Origin of the sequence: Paenibacillus sp. UASWS1643 (assembly GCF_008693195.1) — a bacterium.
Lineage (GTDB): Bacteria > Bacillota > Bacilli > Paenibacillales > Paenibacillaceae > Paenibacillus > Paenibacillus amylolyticus_B.
Genome location: NZ_VXKZ01000114.1, coordinates 466,655 through 480,701 on the forward strand (window position 1 = coordinate 466,655; position 14,047 = coordinate 480,701).

The 14,047-nt window shown below is 48.9% G+C and carries 15 protein-coding genes; 2 read left to right on the forward strand and 13 right to left on the reverse strand.

Features of this window, described 5'->3' with window-relative positions; translation table 11 throughout:
* Positions 1 to 26: 26 nt before the first annotated feature.
* The 12 genes from FE296_RS24440 to FE296_RS24490 form a co-directional block, all read right to left on the reverse strand.
* Positions 27 to 1,166 carry a baseplate J/gp47 family protein gene (locus FE296_RS24440; protein WP_150366634.1) on the reverse strand — a complete coding sequence of 380 codons (1,140 nt, stop codon included), beginning with the start codon at positions 1,164 to 1,166 and terminating at the stop codon, positions 27 to 29.
* Between the two features lie 4 nt (positions 1,167 to 1,170).
* Entirely contained in the window at positions 1,171 to 1,626 is a 456-nt protein-coding gene (locus tag FE296_RS24445) for a DUF2634 domain-containing protein (RefSeq protein WP_150366635.1), read from the reverse strand.
* Positions 1,619 to 2,029, reverse strand: a complete 411-nt coding sequence (locus tag FE296_RS24450; protein ID WP_124117075.1) for a hypothetical protein — start codon at positions 2,027 to 2,029, stop codon at positions 1,619 to 1,621. The genes FE296_RS24445 and FE296_RS24450 overlap by 8 nt, the downstream gene beginning before the upstream one ends.
* Positions 2,022 to 3,008, reverse strand: a complete 987-nt coding sequence (locus FE296_RS24455) for an XkdQ/YqbQ family protein (protein WP_150366636.1) — start codon at positions 3,006 to 3,008, stop codon at positions 2,022 to 2,024. Before FE296_RS24455 ends, FE296_RS24450 begins: the two co-directional genes overlap by 8 nt.
* Positions 3,005 to 3,637, reverse strand: coding sequence for a LysM peptidoglycan-binding domain-containing protein (locus FE296_RS24460; RefSeq protein WP_150366673.1), 633 nt, complete (start codon positions 3,635 to 3,637; stop codon positions 3,005 to 3,007). The genes FE296_RS24455 and FE296_RS24460 overlap by 4 nt, the downstream gene beginning before the upstream one ends.
* A 54-nt stretch (positions 3,638 to 3,691) precedes the next feature.
* Positions 3,692 to 5,455, reverse strand: coding sequence for a hypothetical protein (locus FE296_RS24465; protein WP_150366637.1), 1,764 nt, complete (start codon positions 5,453 to 5,455; stop codon positions 3,692 to 3,694).
* A gap of 24 nt (positions 5,456 to 5,479) precedes the next feature.
* Complete coding sequence (locus tag FE296_RS33850; RefSeq protein ID WP_255319811.1) at positions 5,480 to 5,602, reverse strand: hypothetical protein; 123 nt, start codon at positions 5,600 to 5,602, stop codon at positions 5,480 to 5,482.
* Positions 5,603 to 5,637: 35 nt separating this feature from the next.
* On the reverse strand, positions 5,638 to 6,072 hold the full coding sequence (locus tag FE296_RS24470) for a phage tail assembly chaperone (protein WP_017690174.1): 435 nt from the start codon (positions 6,070 to 6,072) through the stop codon (positions 5,638 to 5,640).
* A gap of 176 nt (positions 6,073 to 6,248) precedes the next feature.
* Positions 6,249 to 6,656, reverse strand: coding sequence for a phage tail tube protein (locus FE296_RS24475; RefSeq protein WP_124117078.1), 408 nt, complete (start codon positions 6,654 to 6,656; stop codon positions 6,249 to 6,251).
* A gap of 150 nt (positions 6,657 to 6,806) precedes the next feature.
* Complete coding sequence (locus tag FE296_RS24480) at positions 6,807 to 8,270, reverse strand: phage tail sheath subtilisin-like domain-containing protein (protein WP_150366638.1); 1,464 nt, start codon at positions 8,268 to 8,270, stop codon at positions 6,807 to 6,809.
* Positions 8,270 to 8,470, reverse strand: coding sequence for a YqzN/YkzM domain-containing protein (locus FE296_RS24485; protein WP_150366639.1), 201 nt, complete (start codon positions 8,468 to 8,470; stop codon positions 8,270 to 8,272). Before FE296_RS24485 ends, FE296_RS24480 begins: the two co-directional genes overlap by 1 nt.
* Positions 8,471 to 8,748: 278 nt before the next feature.
* Complete coding sequence (locus FE296_RS24490) at positions 8,749 to 9,672, reverse strand: hypothetical protein (RefSeq protein ID WP_150366640.1); 924 nt, start codon at positions 9,670 to 9,672, stop codon at positions 8,749 to 8,751.
* A gap of 501 nt (positions 9,673 to 10,173) precedes the next feature.
* Between FE296_RS24490 and FE296_RS24495 the strand changes: the two genes are divergently transcribed.
* Positions 10,174 to 11,196 (forward strand): hypothetical protein, encoded by a 1,023-nt coding sequence (locus FE296_RS24495; RefSeq protein ID WP_150366641.1) that lies wholly within the window; start codon positions 10,174 to 10,176, stop codon positions 11,194 to 11,196.
* 166 nt (positions 11,197 to 11,362) lie between these two features.
* Here the strand turns inward: FE296_RS24495 and FE296_RS24500 are convergent, their stop codons facing one another.
* Positions 11,363 to 13,219 carry a DUF4127 family protein gene (locus FE296_RS24500; RefSeq protein ID WP_124117083.1) on the reverse strand — a complete coding sequence of 619 codons (1,857 nt, stop codon included), beginning with the start codon at positions 13,217 to 13,219 and terminating at the stop codon, positions 11,363 to 11,365.
* Between the two features lie 344 nt (positions 13,220 to 13,563).
* Between FE296_RS24500 and FE296_RS24505 the strand changes: the two genes are divergently transcribed.
* A complete protein-coding gene (locus FE296_RS24505; RefSeq protein ID WP_150366642.1) occupies positions 13,564 to 14,046 on the forward strand; it encodes a hypothetical protein in 483 nt (160 codons plus the stop codon).
* The last annotated feature ends 1 nt before the right edge of the window (position 14,047 follow it).

Genomic DNA, 14,047 nt, shown 5'->3' on the forward strand with positions numbered 1-14,047 from the left:
ACCTTACATCCACCATCTGCCCAACACTACTCATGCACATCCACCGTCCCCAATACGGCCACCTGACTCGCGGTCATCTCGATATTCTGGTCGCTCACACCGTTCACGGTCAGCTCCGAATAGTCGATAATCGGTGGAATGTCCAGCAGAATCGCGGCAATGCGGGTGTAACGAACGAGTGGATCGGCAAAAGCCAGCTGTTTCAAATACGCGGTCACCCCGCGTTCGATCAATGCCCGTACATCAGTCAGTGTCGCATCGCTTGCTAACGTCAGTTTCACTTGAATATTCATCGGTACTTCCTCGGCTGGCATCACGAAAACCACTGGCCCCGCGGGCGCAACACCTTCACCCTGCCCATCCTGCGTCGGATCCACGTACTTTTGTACCGCCGCCACCAGATCAGTACCTGCGGCACGTTTGTCCGTATCCAACAGATACAATCCCACCGTGCCTGGCCCCAGCCATAACGGAATAACCCGCGTTGCACCAACACCTGGCACTTCACTTGCCCATTGCACATATTGCGACTTGTTGCCGCTCGTCCCTTGGTTGCGGACTTTGGCATAAAAGCGTTCCAGCAGCGCGGTATCCGCCTCCACGTCCGCACCGCCTTTAATCACATCAACGTTCGTGACAGAAGTCACGCCACTTACAGGTGTAGACAGCACAGTTACCGTGCCCGCAGGCACGTTGCTTTCTTTTCCGGCAACAAGCGCTCGCACACCTACCACACCAGAGCCCTCTGCATCCAGTTCCAAACGTCCCACCGTCTCATATTCGAGCGAAGCTTCAGCAGATACTTCATCCGCGAGTGTAGCCACGACCGTTCCAGCAGGCACCACTTTCCCCGGCGTACCCGCAAATTTCACCGCACCTTGTGCCGCCACCGCAGCTCGCCGCGTGATGCCGTGCTCTCCTGCCCGCAGATCCAGCTCTTCCGAACGAAAATTCGGATCACTGCTCGCAGCCGTACTTGCAAACCCGCGCCGCAGTAATTCCTGCGCCCACAAAGCCGCCTCAGAGAGCATAAACGCAACCGGAGCCTCCGCATCCCACAGGAACGATCCCTCCGACTTATCCAGATCCGCGGGCAGACGATCCAGCATACGCTGCATAATCTGTTCCTCCGTCTGGTCCTCCAAATAACGCGGAATCTCAGCCATCCCGTCAGATCACCTCACTTTCCAGAATAAACATCTCTTCCTGCACACTTGCCACCCGACACGAGAACATGCACTGCTCCCGATTCCAATCGAACGTAAACTGGTCTACCGAATCCGTGCGTGGATCAGCCAGTAACGTCTCCGTCACCATCCGGCTAATTTCACTTTCCATCACACCCCGGCTGTCACCCTGCCCCACCAGGTCCTCCAGCTCCGAACCATAGTTCCGGGAGTAAATCACATGTCTGTACCTTGGCGTTTTCACGGCCTTAATGCACCACTGCACCCAGGCTTCATGTGCATCCGCCGCGGCTACTTTGCCACTTGGGGTCAATACAAAATCCCCTGCATCGTAATCGAATCGCCAGCTCCGTCCAAAGCGTACCTCTTCCGAAACCGCCCCCGACAAATCCTCCTCATCTCCCCAAACCACACCCGTTTCCGGAAACAAACTAGGCATGCGCACTCACCACCTTACACAGCACCACAATGTCGTTGCCGCCATTCACCCGCATCGCCAGTACGCGATCTCCCGCTTTTAATCCCTTACCAAGAGACCACACCGCTTCTTCCACTTCCTCTTCTTGCAAAAGAAACCGTCCCGTGTCCGTCGTTCCGCCGTTTGCCACGTCAGATATACCGGAGATCGCGCCAGCAGCCTCGCGCTCCGGCAGTCCAAGCGTGCCCGGCAACTCGGCCACGAGATAATCCTGCACTTCGTGCTTGAAATCATCCAGCTTCACGCCGGATGAGGTCATCGTACCCAGTACCGCGCCCAGCCCGCTCACGGCCTGACGGGAATGTGTACTCATCGCACCCCGCATGACGTCGGCAAAATGCCCATACGGATCATCTTTATTCAAGGTAATACCTCCTTTTCACAAGCTCCGCCGTGCCCAGCTCCAGCGTCATCGTTCCAGGCCCGGCAGACAGTTCACGGCTAACCGACATGACAATTAGTTTCAGACCTTTTACCAACACAGCGTCCCCAGCGCGGATCGTATTCACATCCGGTGCCGATATCGTAAAGGTCTCCTGAATACCCGTCAGATGACTTTTCGCCAGTTTTTTCGCGGCAGTTGTCGATTTCACCTGATCGTCCTCTACCAGCTTTTGTAATGTGCCCAGTTCTTCCACACCATTCTGCTCAATCGCGAGCACTTTGGAAGGGACCTCTTTACCACTCGTAGACTCCGACGCTGCCATCACTTTAACTTTGGTAACCGCCCCTTCGAGTGTACGCATCTGGGTCAGATCAATCAGTCGATCAAGTTCATACACCTTTGCATTACTTCCTACCTGGAAGAGCTGCAACCCGCCGGGTGTCATCCGTGGATGGTACATTTCCCCGCCGGACTTCGCCGTTTCTTTCAGATCGGCAAACATCATCGAGAAAATCGTCTGTGACCGATACACGGCTTTGCCCAACTTCGTCTTGGTATCCGGCAGTGTAGCGTATGGAATCTTCCACTCTTTGGCGTAGGTTTTAAGTCGCTGCGTAGCAGTCTGATCCTTCGGCAGTAAGAACTCGTCCTCCGATTTTTCCAGATAAATCATCCGGTCATATACTGTGAGAGATAACCGCTTAGTGCCGCTGTTCGAGCTTTCCACCTCCCAGATGACAGCAGGATGCAGCAAATGAACCATGGATTTTTCGCCAAAAGGAACCCCGCTAATCCGCACCGCCATACCCGGTGAGATCGAAGGCAGACCGGAAGATGCAGACACCGCCAGTCGAATGTTGGCCTGATACGCAATCTGGTCGAGCGAATCCTTCAGCGTAATCGTCTCCACCAGCTTGGTTATGTCGTATTTGTCGTCGACAATGACCTTGTAGGTCATGGCATCACCAGCTTTTGCCCCGGCTTGATCCGGTTCGGATCACTGCCGATGATCTTTGCGTTGAGCTTGTAGATCTCGTTCCATTTGGAACTGCTGCCAAGCTCAAGCTTTGCAATTTTGGACAGGGAGTCGCCGGATTTGACGGTGTAGGTCTTGCTACTCTTTTTCAAATCGGTACGAGAACCTGACTTGCTACCGGATGCCGCAGAGCCGACCTTCTCTACCTTGGAATCTCGCCATGTGCGCAGCGTAATATCAAAGTAAATATCTCCGCTCTCACCGCCCCGGAAGGTCGTATTGTGCGAGATCAGATATACCGGTACGTTCACCCCCGTGTTGGTGATGATGAAGCGCAGTGGTTTTTTTGATACCAGAAACGTATTCAGCATATTCATCGCTACCCGGGGATCTGGAAAATCTTTTTCGTACATGCAATAGGACGCATCATACTCTTTGGGAAAAAAAGAAGAGAAGGTGATCTCCTTCACCTTCTCCCCCTGCGCAAAATCAAACTCGCCATGCTCCAGCATATTAATCGTTTCATAACCTTTGGAACGTGAGATCATAAGCTCTTCTGGCTTCACAGGGAACTGGAACTTCGTTTTCCCATCGATCAGCGTAAATTCCATTCTGATCCCTTCCACGTTATCTTCAAATACAGACATACACGGCCTCCTTTCTGCTTAGGCCATAATCGTTTTTCGGTTTTCCATGGCACGGCGGAACTCGCCCGTAATCCGTTGTCCGACCTGCTTGGTGACAGCATCGTAATCAATCGCATTTTCGCGCACAGTCACCTGCACTGCACCTGGTGGAATATTTATCGCAATCTGATTAGTAGTTTCGGTTTTGAAATCCTTCAAGTATCCGGACAGACTGCTCATCTGGTCTTCAGATATCTGTACCGTCATCGTGGACGATTTTCCATTCGTCTGCGCACCGTTACCAAGCGCCATCGCTTGGTTCTGCATCATGCTTGTTCCCATGAATCCAGCAGAGGTAGGTTGACCGACCTTGCTGTTCATATATGCGGCTGGGCCTGTTATGGTCAGTGCAGGTGGCATATAGGCAGGTGCCATCTGCGGGCCTGTTGGTACTTGCGACGGTGCAGCTACTGTTGCTGCCGAGACTGTCTTTTCTTCTTTTTTGGAACCAAAGCCGAAGAAACTGGATATGCCATCGGTAATTTTTTTTGTTTTCTCAGATACGTAATCCGCCGCACCCGATAAAGCATCACCTACACCTTCGGTAGCACTAGACATAAAGTTTCCAATATCCTTCGCTTTGTCTCCAATCCAACCGCCTGCTGCACTTCCGGCCCAACCACCTACTGCACCACCAACCCATGTCCCGATACCAGGTAAAAGTACACTACCGATGGCGCTGCCAATCGCAGTACCTGCTGTGCCGCCAATCATCGAACCCACTGCTCGGCCACGTTCTTCCGGTGGTGCCGTCGCTACATTCGCCACATCAGCAAGCATGCTAATGGGTCCGAGAAGCCTTTTTGCACCTTTGGCAAAGCCACCGTTCAAGTTGTCCATCAACCCACTACCTGCCAGCATATCGGTTAATGATCCGAGTGAACCAGAGTCGGCAAAACCTAAGCCACCCATACCTCTAACTCTTCGTCCTCTTCTCCCATTTCTATTTCGATCGGGTGGAGGATTAGGCGGATCTGGTACAGGTGGCCTCGGAACCGGATTAGGCCTTGGGCCTGAATTCGGTGCGTTGCCTGATCTTCTACCACTTCGGTAGCCTCGTCTGCCCCGATCAGGGCCTCCACCACCGTTCGCATTGGGTGAACGTCCTCTGCGGTTTTTGCCCATCTTTCCACCTGTGCAACAGCAGCATTTGGAAGCCGGGCTTCTGGTCGGGTCTGATGCAGGATTTTCTTCTTTTTTCTTTTTGAATTTATCAAATATTCCCTTAACGTTATTAAATACATCAAACAAACTATTAATCTTGTCGGCAGGGTCAAAAATCCATTTATCCAACCAACTCTTAGGATCTTCTTCCTTGGCAACATTCTTTACCGTATTATTATTGCTTCCAATATTCAGTGCCAAAGAAGGCTTACTCGCCGGGTTCATCTTCCCCATCGCCACTTCGATCTTCTGTCGAACCTCAAGCGATACTGTACCCGAAGCCGTAACCATCTGGTCCCTGAAACTGTTCAGTTTCGCCCATGCGCGATCCAGTGCCGGACTCAGCTTATCAATCAACCCAATCGTTGGTGTGATTCGCAGCCTGCTGATTCGCACAGCCATACTATAAATATGTTCCAACCTGCGTCCAGTAGTTCTCAATTCATTGTTCACCTTGATCAGACTCTGATAACGAACTCTGCCAAGACGTTCCGTCGAGCGTTGGATCTGATCCAGGTATCGAAGGGTTGTCCGCATTTCCGCATTGGATTTGGATAAACCTACAATCATTTCTGCCATTATTTCACCTCCTGCCTTATATGGTTATCGATTCATTTGCGAGGTGATCGCTGACATTTCTTCTTCAGAAAATGCAATCAACAGCGAACGCTCCCCACGTGGCAAAGACCAGAACTCTCCGGGCCGGAGATGATGACGTACCCACATGTGATACAGGAACGTGGTCATCCCGCCGGAGTGAATCAGTTTTTTAGGTCTTCAATCTCCACACCAAAGCCGGACAGCTCCAGCACTTTATCACCTACGGCATCCAGTTCACCCGCGAGCAGCATGCGGCGAACCGCCTGTTCTCCACCAGACAGCTTCATGCGGCCGGTAATGCGAGTGTCTCCCCAGCCAGACAGTTCCAAGCTGCGGACCTTCAATTTCACGGTTGCTTCAGAAATGAGCAGCGCGTTAAACGTTTCGGTATCCACCTTTTCCTCGGTGCGGCCTTTGGTCGTTTTTCGAATGGTACAGCGTTCGCGAATGTGATCCACTTTGGAAGACGTCAGTCCACGCAAGGTCAACAGCAGATCCAGACGCTGAATGCGCACATTCTCCTCTGGCAAACGTTCTGCTGCTTCAAATAACTGATCCAAAATCTGTTCTTCGGACATATTTTCATTCATACTCATCTGGCGTTATCTCCTTCTTGTTTCACGAATGGGTTCATCGATGCCATCTTCCAAGCCTGTAGAGACAACAAAGAGACCGAGATCATCTCGGCCTACAATGGTGCCATATTATTAATGAAGTAACTATGCAATCACGCTTGAGCAAACTAGCTTCAACACGAGACCACTTCCAACCTTTAGTTCGCCACAATTGGATTCAGCAACTCAAATCCTTCGAACGTAAAGCCCGTTTCCTCTGGTACTTCCTCACCCGCTGTCCAGTTGGCAAGCTGAATTTTGTCCACCATGCAACCTTTCAGCAGTACACTCTCATGTCCATATGATTCAGGGTCATTCAGCTTCGAAATGATCTCGAATTTGGTGAAGCCGCGCTGGATCATATCCGAAGTGACTTTGTAGCCCGTCATCGTGCCTGTTCCTTTTTTCGCGCCGTTTTTGTGCACCTTCCAGTCGTTACCGACCAGGTTCAGCTCACGCTTTTCAATCTCTACACTCGCTTCCAACTTGTTAATGTTTGTCTGCCACACACCATCGATATGCAGTTGACCATGGGTACCGAGAATTACTCTTGACGCATCCAACATATATTTTCCTCCTTGGGTTGGTTGAACTAATAAATATTAAACGGTATAACTCCGCAGTCAGAACAATCCTCCGATAGCTGTTATCGTGTAAAGCATCAGTTCAACGTATAGTAATTATTCTAGAAAATGGTTCTTTCCTTCCACACAACCTTATTGCACGTAAAATGTACCAAACAACTGCTCCATCACATCGGTCAGCTTCACATTCCATTGCAGGAATACCTGATCTGCCTCCGGTTTGAGAACTGGTGCAGTGCCATAATACGCCGGATCGAGAATGACATCGTAACCGTCAGCTTCAATCACGTTGCTCTGTGCGAGCAGCGCCAAATAGGCCTTCATGGCACTAATCAGTGCCTGACGACCCTCTTCGGTATTGTTTACTTTACCGATATACGTATCTTCCGCGGAGCGTTGCAGATCCGTGTTGATGGCGTCCAACACACGAATGGAACGGATTTTTTTCCACGCATTATTCTGTCCAGCGGCTGGCGTTACCAGTGTGTTTACACCGCGAAGTGCTTTCACCTGACGTCCATCATGGAAGAAAATAAATACGCCATTCTGTACTGCCTGCTCCTGTTCTGCACGTGTCCAGCGACGTGTCACATCATCGAACGGAGTAGCTGCATAGGTTGTGGATTGGTTCAGACGTTGTCCTGCAATCAGTCCCGCAACATAGGCGGACGTCTCCGCGGAGCTGTAGAATGCATCTCCAAGGCGCACGCCTGTACCGACATTAATCACACCCTCATGGTTGAGCGCAAGCGAACGTGCTGCTGCTTTTTGTGCTGCTGTAGCAGAGGTATCATCCGCTGCGGAACCGCCAAACACAGCCATCACCGGCTTGCCTTCACCACGCACACGTTTTACCCATGCCGCAAAGCTCGCAAGCAAAGGTGCATCAGCCGCCTGATCCAAAGCCAAAACGTCGAATTGCTCCCCTTCCAGCGCACCCTGCACAGCAATGTACTCTGCATTGGTCAGGTCGTCGTTGCCACTTACGCCGCCTTTGAATGCCGCACCGACAACAGTTGCCACTACACCTGCACCATCGCCCATCGCCTGCGCCGTCACCCAGACATTTCGATCATCCGCGTTAATCTCTTTGGCCAGAGAAGCTGCTGAAATATCCGCAGTCAGGAGCGCATACAACATCCGGTTACCTTCAAAAAGGCGCACTTCATGTTTCGTATTATCAATCACACCTGGCTGGATGGTGACGTAGAATCCATTTGCACGATCCCCCGGATATTTCGCATCCAGTTGCAGCACATTGGCATCACTGCTGTCCTTCAAAGTAAGCGTAGCTGCTTTGGCCACAGCACTTGCTACCCGATAAGCGAGCAACTTCTTCGGCCCACCCAACAGGGCGAGCTTCAAGGACGTATAAGCTGTACCGTTGTCCAACACATTCGCCGCATACATGCGTTCAATTGCCGCTTCGCTCCCTACTTCAACAAAAGTCCCTACAGGACCCCAGTTGGCCTTGATCGGCACAACGACCGTTCCCCGCGTACCCGCTTGAATGGCTGAGGATGCTGCCGCCTGAAAATTCATATATAAGCCCGGAAGGACCGGACGATTCGTTTGTTCCCAAGTTCCACCTGCCATTATCCCTTCACCTTCACTTTCATAAATTGGTTAATTCGTTCTTGCGTTTCTTCAATGGAAAACGTCTCTTGCGCCGCTTCGTACAGCGCACCGTACAGCACCTCTGCCTTAACGGCAAAGAGGGCTTCTGCATGATTCATCAGTTCTGCCCTTGTATACCGCGGGGCTGCCTGTTTGCTTTTTTTCACTGAGCTTGCCATTGCCATCTCACCTCATTTGTTGGACTACTAATTTCGTGAAACATTGATCTTATCGCTATGATTTTCGAGCTATGATCTTCGAGCTATGAGCTACAAGCTTGAAGCTTTAATTTAATCTTGGAACTTTAACCTTTAAACTTGACCTATGAATTTTCGACCCTATGAACCTATGAATCTGAAGCTATAATGTTGAAGCTAAATCAATCATCTTAAAGCTATATTCACATCTAAATCATCTGGAACCACCCCTTAATAGAAGGTTCCTCTGGGCTCAACTTTTACTCCATGCCTTTGCTATGGTGAATCTCACGAATCAAAGGCACATTTGTACCCGGACGACGAATCCGCTGCTGTAGTGTCAGACGAATCTGTCCGTTTAGATAGGCATCTGCCTGTAAATCTGCCGTGACTTCATCCACTGTGATATATCGCGTGTTACCTTCTTGCTCTTCGCCACCCGTTTCAGTGACGGCAAGACGAGATTGCACTGCAAGTTGCCGGACCAACCGAGTAACGGTCTGCCGTGTTAGCACCGAATGATCGGTGAGCACATGCCCAATCCACTGTTGTCGAACTTCCAATGCCGAAGTCTCCGCCACAGACGTGCTGTATCCAGCCAATCGCCATAACACAGACGGCTTCTCGTACCCACCAGGCCATACATCCCCATATACCGACCAGTTCGAGCCAAGCTCCTGCTGTGTCCAGCCTTGAAGCGCAGCTAACCATGCGTCCTCTGTTTCAACGAGAGCAGTTCCCGAGTCTTCGGGAACATACACTCCGAATCGCAGACTACGCGTAAGGATGCCAGACCCTGCATCCACCCGGTCACTATCTGAAGAACCCAGATAGATACAAGTGAATGCCCCACCTGCTTCATCCACCAGTCTTACCTGATGCAACCCTTCGATTAGAAGGGCTGACCAAGCTTCCACTTGTTCAGCGCCACCATCTTCCGGACGAGCGTATGGTGAGATTTTAATAATCCGTCGATATCCCGCCCAAGCAGACTTCGGCACCTCTTCGGCAAACGCAACCACGGCACAAGGCCCGGCCAACACTTCGCCTGACGCAGGTACATCCAGCACACGACCGTCCCAATCTGGAACAAGTACCGCGAGCTGCTGTTTTAGCGTTTTTTTAATGAGCTTACTCATTTTACTGGTGCTCATGGCAGTGCTAATCTCATTGTTCATAGACACATTCATTTCGCCCCCTTTGGCTGCAAGTTTGAGATCTGCCCACATATTGCAGCGATACGCAAGCAGCAGTAGAACCCCCCCATTAACACAGCGTCTGAATGACTACCGAACCCTTGCAGGGACTACATTCACCGCATTAAAAAGACCGGCCACCTGGCCGGTCTGTACATTAGCGTATGTGCTTTCGGTGCGTCCCTTGCTATTGATCCGATAATACAATCTTACACCCTTTTATCCCTAGCGCGGATGGTGATTGGTATGACTTCGGTGCGATTAAGGGAGTATCTCGGGTGGAAAAAAGACGACACCTGTTCTGTTTGCCTAACACAGCAATCACTTTTATATTAATATCACAATAATGTTTTTTATTTACATTTTATTGCGGGTGTAATATCCTTCGTATATAGGCTGTACGTAATTAGACGAAGTGTGAAGCATTAAGAAAGGCGTTTGTGATGCGTTAACAGTTAACTATCCCATGTAGAGAGTGAGATATTGATTATGAAAAAAGAACTTATTATGCATTCACCTGTAATTCAAGGTTATCCGATTCATGCTAATATGAATTCTATTCTTCCCAATCACCCTTCCTACCATGAATGGTTATTTACGAATCACATGCAACTGAGGTTTGATTGCTACGAACCGGATACTTTCCACTTGGATTTCTACCAGCCATTAATGAGAGAGTACCATCCGTTGTTAAACATTCACAGTATACAAAAAGAAATGCTCCAATTGCTCAATTTAAATGTTACCGATTTCTTCATAGAGTCAATTAATAATGGTAACTACATTTATGTTCTTATCGATAAACAATATATTAAAGCCTATAGAACTGAAGAAAGTGCACCTCATGATTTATTCATATACGGTTATGATCGGGATAATCAAGAATTTAATATTGCAGATTTTTTTCCGGACCCGTTGCCCACATATAAGAAAACAAAGGGATCCTTTTATGAGATTGAGCAAGCCCTCAATGAACATATCAACTATAAAGAGGATTGCTGGGATAATGTATTTGGTATACAACTTATCTCCATGAATTCGTTCAAGTCCTATCGTTTCAATTTGGAGTTTTTCAAAACCTCACTGAAACATTATCTTAATTCCACGAATAGTGCTGCATACTTTGAGGCCATTGAAGGCATTCCAGCAGAAGAGCAATGTCTGCACGGCAGCCTGGACCCTGTATTTGGTATCCACATTTATAACAAATTAATTGAATCTGTTCGTGCCGATCATCAATATATACGAGCATTACATATGTTATCCGAGCATAAGACGTTAATGACCAAGCGAATTCATTATTTACATAAACTTGGACTAATCGATGGCAATCTGTTTTACAACCTATTTGAGGATATTGAACTAAAGGCTCGTTCTCTTCGAAACAATGTGCTTAAACAAATCATAACCAATGAACACTCACTCACTATACCCAAACTGACTTCAATGATTGAAGAGCTTTCGAATAAGGAGTACATTGCACTTGATAAGTTAGCCAGTGCAATAGGGTAGCGTTGCATGTTAAGCGTAATGTTAAGGGGATCGTAATGATCACCTGATCCGATCCCCTTAACTGCTTCCGATCCATTCCACCCCATAGCTTCTTCCAGTGCTGGCCTAAGCCAACGTTTTATTGGGGGTGGTCATGGCTTATAGGCTGCATATCTGAGGCAATCTTTTACACAATATTAAGATTAACCTGTGGGTTCAACGTAATCTCAAACGCACGGCCCCAGATGAAATCGGGATTCGTATATTCCAGCAGTGCACTTTCATACGTCCCATAAGACAATTCGCCATCACAGATCTGCTTGATCGCCACATTGCCTGTCTGGAAGGCTGTTTTATTCGCAAGCGCGGTGGTATAAGTTTGCATCAGATCACGGAGCAATGTTTGCAAATGGGCATAGTCTTCCTCTGAGTTGAACAGCAACATATTTTGATCCGAAAGGGTAGCTACGTTGGTATACAGCGCATGGGCTCGGGAATACGTGCGGATGTCCGCAATCGCTACCGCTTTGTAGTAATAATCCTTCAGGAAACGCTTAAACAACAACGAGCCATGCGCGTTCATCGCATCTCGCAACTTGTGCTCATGCTTCTCTGTTGTGATCAATGCGTACCTCGACTGCCCCATGCCTACGGCAATACCGATTTTGTTGCCCGGCGTATTCCAGGCACTGTATCCCAGAACCCGTCCGGTATATGGACTGTTTAGCAACGCTTCAGCAACATCAACATTCGCTGGTCCTTTACCCACAAAATCAATCAACACCGAAGGCAGACCTTGCTCACTATTCAGCGTCAATTGTTCCAACGCAGCCTGTACCTGATCCAGAGCGGTAATGGCAATAATCTCAATGTCGATGCCCGTGTTCTCTCCGGAATTACCCGGATGACCCTTCGTCATACGATCCAGTTCGGAGGCCATGTCAAACGGGACAACTTGTTCGGCTGATACAGCCACTAGCTCTTCATTCTCCACGCTAGCAATTGCATCCGTGCCCACCTCCGGCTCAGGATAAGCTGAATCCGCCACAAGTACACCACCTACAATATCCACGTGACGAACTACATTCTCGTGCACATCCATGTATTCATACGTGTTAATGATGGTATTGCCGTGAGGACCAAAATATTTCACTCCGTAACGTGTCTTCGCCCCGCCTCGGAACAACTGGTTAGCCATGCGAGCAACCAAAGCGTGCCCCAGACCATCCGCATCCGGCAAAATGATAGCACGATCCGGATTTTGTCCATTGGTTCCACCCAGCCATTCATTGATCCGTGCTTCCACATATTTGATTTCATTGATCTGAACCCCCTGGGTGTTAGCATCGTCAACACCAACTGCAAGGAAATCGATATAACCTGTGCGAGCCAGTTGATCCAGAATGTACAGATTTGTTTTGAACTTATGCTGTCTTGTATTGTAATACTGTTCTTTATCAAAATAGGTCGTTGTCCCATATTCCACTCCATCCGGGGACAGGTTATAACCCTCGATAATATCCTCAAATTTGGTGTATGTCTGACGCGGCTGCTGCATCAACGCACGGGACTCATTATATGCATCGAGCGCCAAGCCATCTGCAAACGAGGTTGTAGCCAAACGCATGATGGTATCCATTACAAATACGGGTTTGCGCGGATATTTCTGCTTGATCACGCGGATCACGTCCAGCAAACGAGTGGTCTCATCATCGTATTCAGGATAGGCGCCTCCTCCATCTTCGCGGAGTTGACGACTGCCAATCAGACCGCCATAGGCGAGCATATCGGATGAGATAATGAATCCATCGACTTTGGCAGCATGTTTCAGAATAAAGTCATGAATGTTGGACGGCTTCCCATACACCGGCGTGGAGGTACCGAGCAGTGTTGTGCCATCTACGGTTTTCTCCGAGTCCAGACGATTCTTAATATCACTCAGGTTCGGTGTAACGATATGGATACCGGCTGCTTTCCCTTGCACAATCACATCATCCAGATTCGCTGGACGATCATCCAGTGGAACATACAATACTGTTTTCATATCACGTAGCCTCCTGTTATCTAATTAGTCTTATTACCCGATCAGGGCAAGGAGGCAATCACCGAATTAAAAAACTGGCCCCATGGCCGGTCCGTACTTTAGCGTATGAGCTGTCGATGAATCTTCCTTGCTGCTGATCCGATAATACCATCTTACCGCCTTTGCCCCCTCGCGCTGATGGTAATCGGGATGAATTACGCCTGAATGTAGTCGTCTCTATGGCGGTTAAATGCCGATTTCTCGCGAGAAACTCCTATCGGTAGTCCAACCAAACCCATCCTGATGATGTTTATATGACATAAGTAGCTTTCAAATCCTACGAACAATAAAGGATGGATATGACCATGAAAAAGAGGTGTTTCTTCTATCTTTGGATTGCTGTCACCAGTTATATGGCGGGCCCCGCTATGTATGCGTTGGCGATGTACATCTTATATCAGGAAACAGATGTTATAACAACATCTGTCATTGGATGGACCGCGGCAACATTCTTATCCGTTGGTATCCTGTTTATCCTGATCACAGTCATCATGCTACGAGTGTTCAACATCTATTATTTCTGGCTGCAAACCCTGCTCTTCGAGTTGTTTTTCCTTGTCCTCGTCTATATGACCACTGTTCTTCTTGGGGCTGGCAACAGGGGACTACCCAAGCTGTCCTTTCTATTTACACCCGAAGGCATCTCCTTATGGATGTTCTGGGGGAGTATTGCACTTATGAGTTCCTGGGGAATATGGGCAGCGCGTCAGCCCGTACGAAAATCACCATACATGCTGGTGTCCAGAGTCATGCTGATCCTTTTTATCCTTGAAATTTGGCCCCGTTAAA

Bases quoted from the DNA above. Each gene is read 5' to 3' on its own strand.
- FE296_RS24465 (WP_150366637.1), bottom strand. From the start codon at position 5,455: ATGGCAGAAATGATTGTAGGTTTATCCAAATCCAATGCGGAAATGCGG.
- FE296_RS24500 (WP_124117083.1), bottom strand. From the start codon at position 13,219: ATGAAAACAGTATTGTATGTTCCACTGGATGATCGTCCAGCGAATCTG.
- FE296_RS24485 (WP_150366639.1), bottom strand. From the start codon at position 8,470: ATGGCAAGCTCAGTGAAAAAAAGCAAACAGGCAGCCCCGCGGTATACA.
- FE296_RS24460 (WP_150366673.1), bottom strand. From the start codon at position 3,637: ATGGAATTTACGCTGATCGATGGGAAAACGAAGTTCCAGTTCCCTGTG.
- FE296_RS24505 (WP_150366642.1), top strand. From the start codon at position 13,564: ATGAAAAAGAGGTGTTTCTTCTATCTTTGGATTGCTGTCACCAGTTAT.
- FE296_RS24455 (WP_150366636.1), bottom strand. From the start codon at position 3,008: ATGACCTACAAGGTCATTGTCGACGACAAATACGACATAACCAAGCTG.
- FE296_RS24440 (WP_150366634.1), bottom strand. From the start codon at position 1,166: ATGGCTGAGATTCCGCGTTATTTGGAGGACCAGACGGAGGAACAGATT.
- FE296_RS33850 (WP_255319811.1), bottom strand. From the start codon at position 5,602: ATGTGGGTACGTCATCATCTCCGGCCCGGAGAGTTCTGGTCTTTGCCA.
- FE296_RS24475 (WP_124117078.1), bottom strand. From the start codon at position 6,656: ATGTTGGATGCGTCAAGAGTAATTCTCGGTACCCATGGTCAACTGCAT.
- FE296_RS24480 (WP_150366638.1), bottom strand. From the start codon at position 8,270: ATGGCAGGTGGAACTTGGGAACAAACGAATCGTCCGGTCCTTCCGGGC.
- FE296_RS24445 (WP_150366635.1), bottom strand. From the start codon at position 1,626: ATGCCTAGTTTGTTTCCGGAAACGGGTGTGGTTTGGGGAGATGAGGAG.
- FE296_RS24470 (WP_017690174.1), bottom strand. From the start codon at position 6,072: ATGAGTATGAATGAAAATATGTCCGAAGAACAGATTTTGGATCAGTTA.
- FE296_RS24495 (WP_150366641.1), top strand. From the start codon at position 10,174: ATGAAAAAAGAACTTATTATGCATTCACCTGTAATTCAAGGTTATCCG.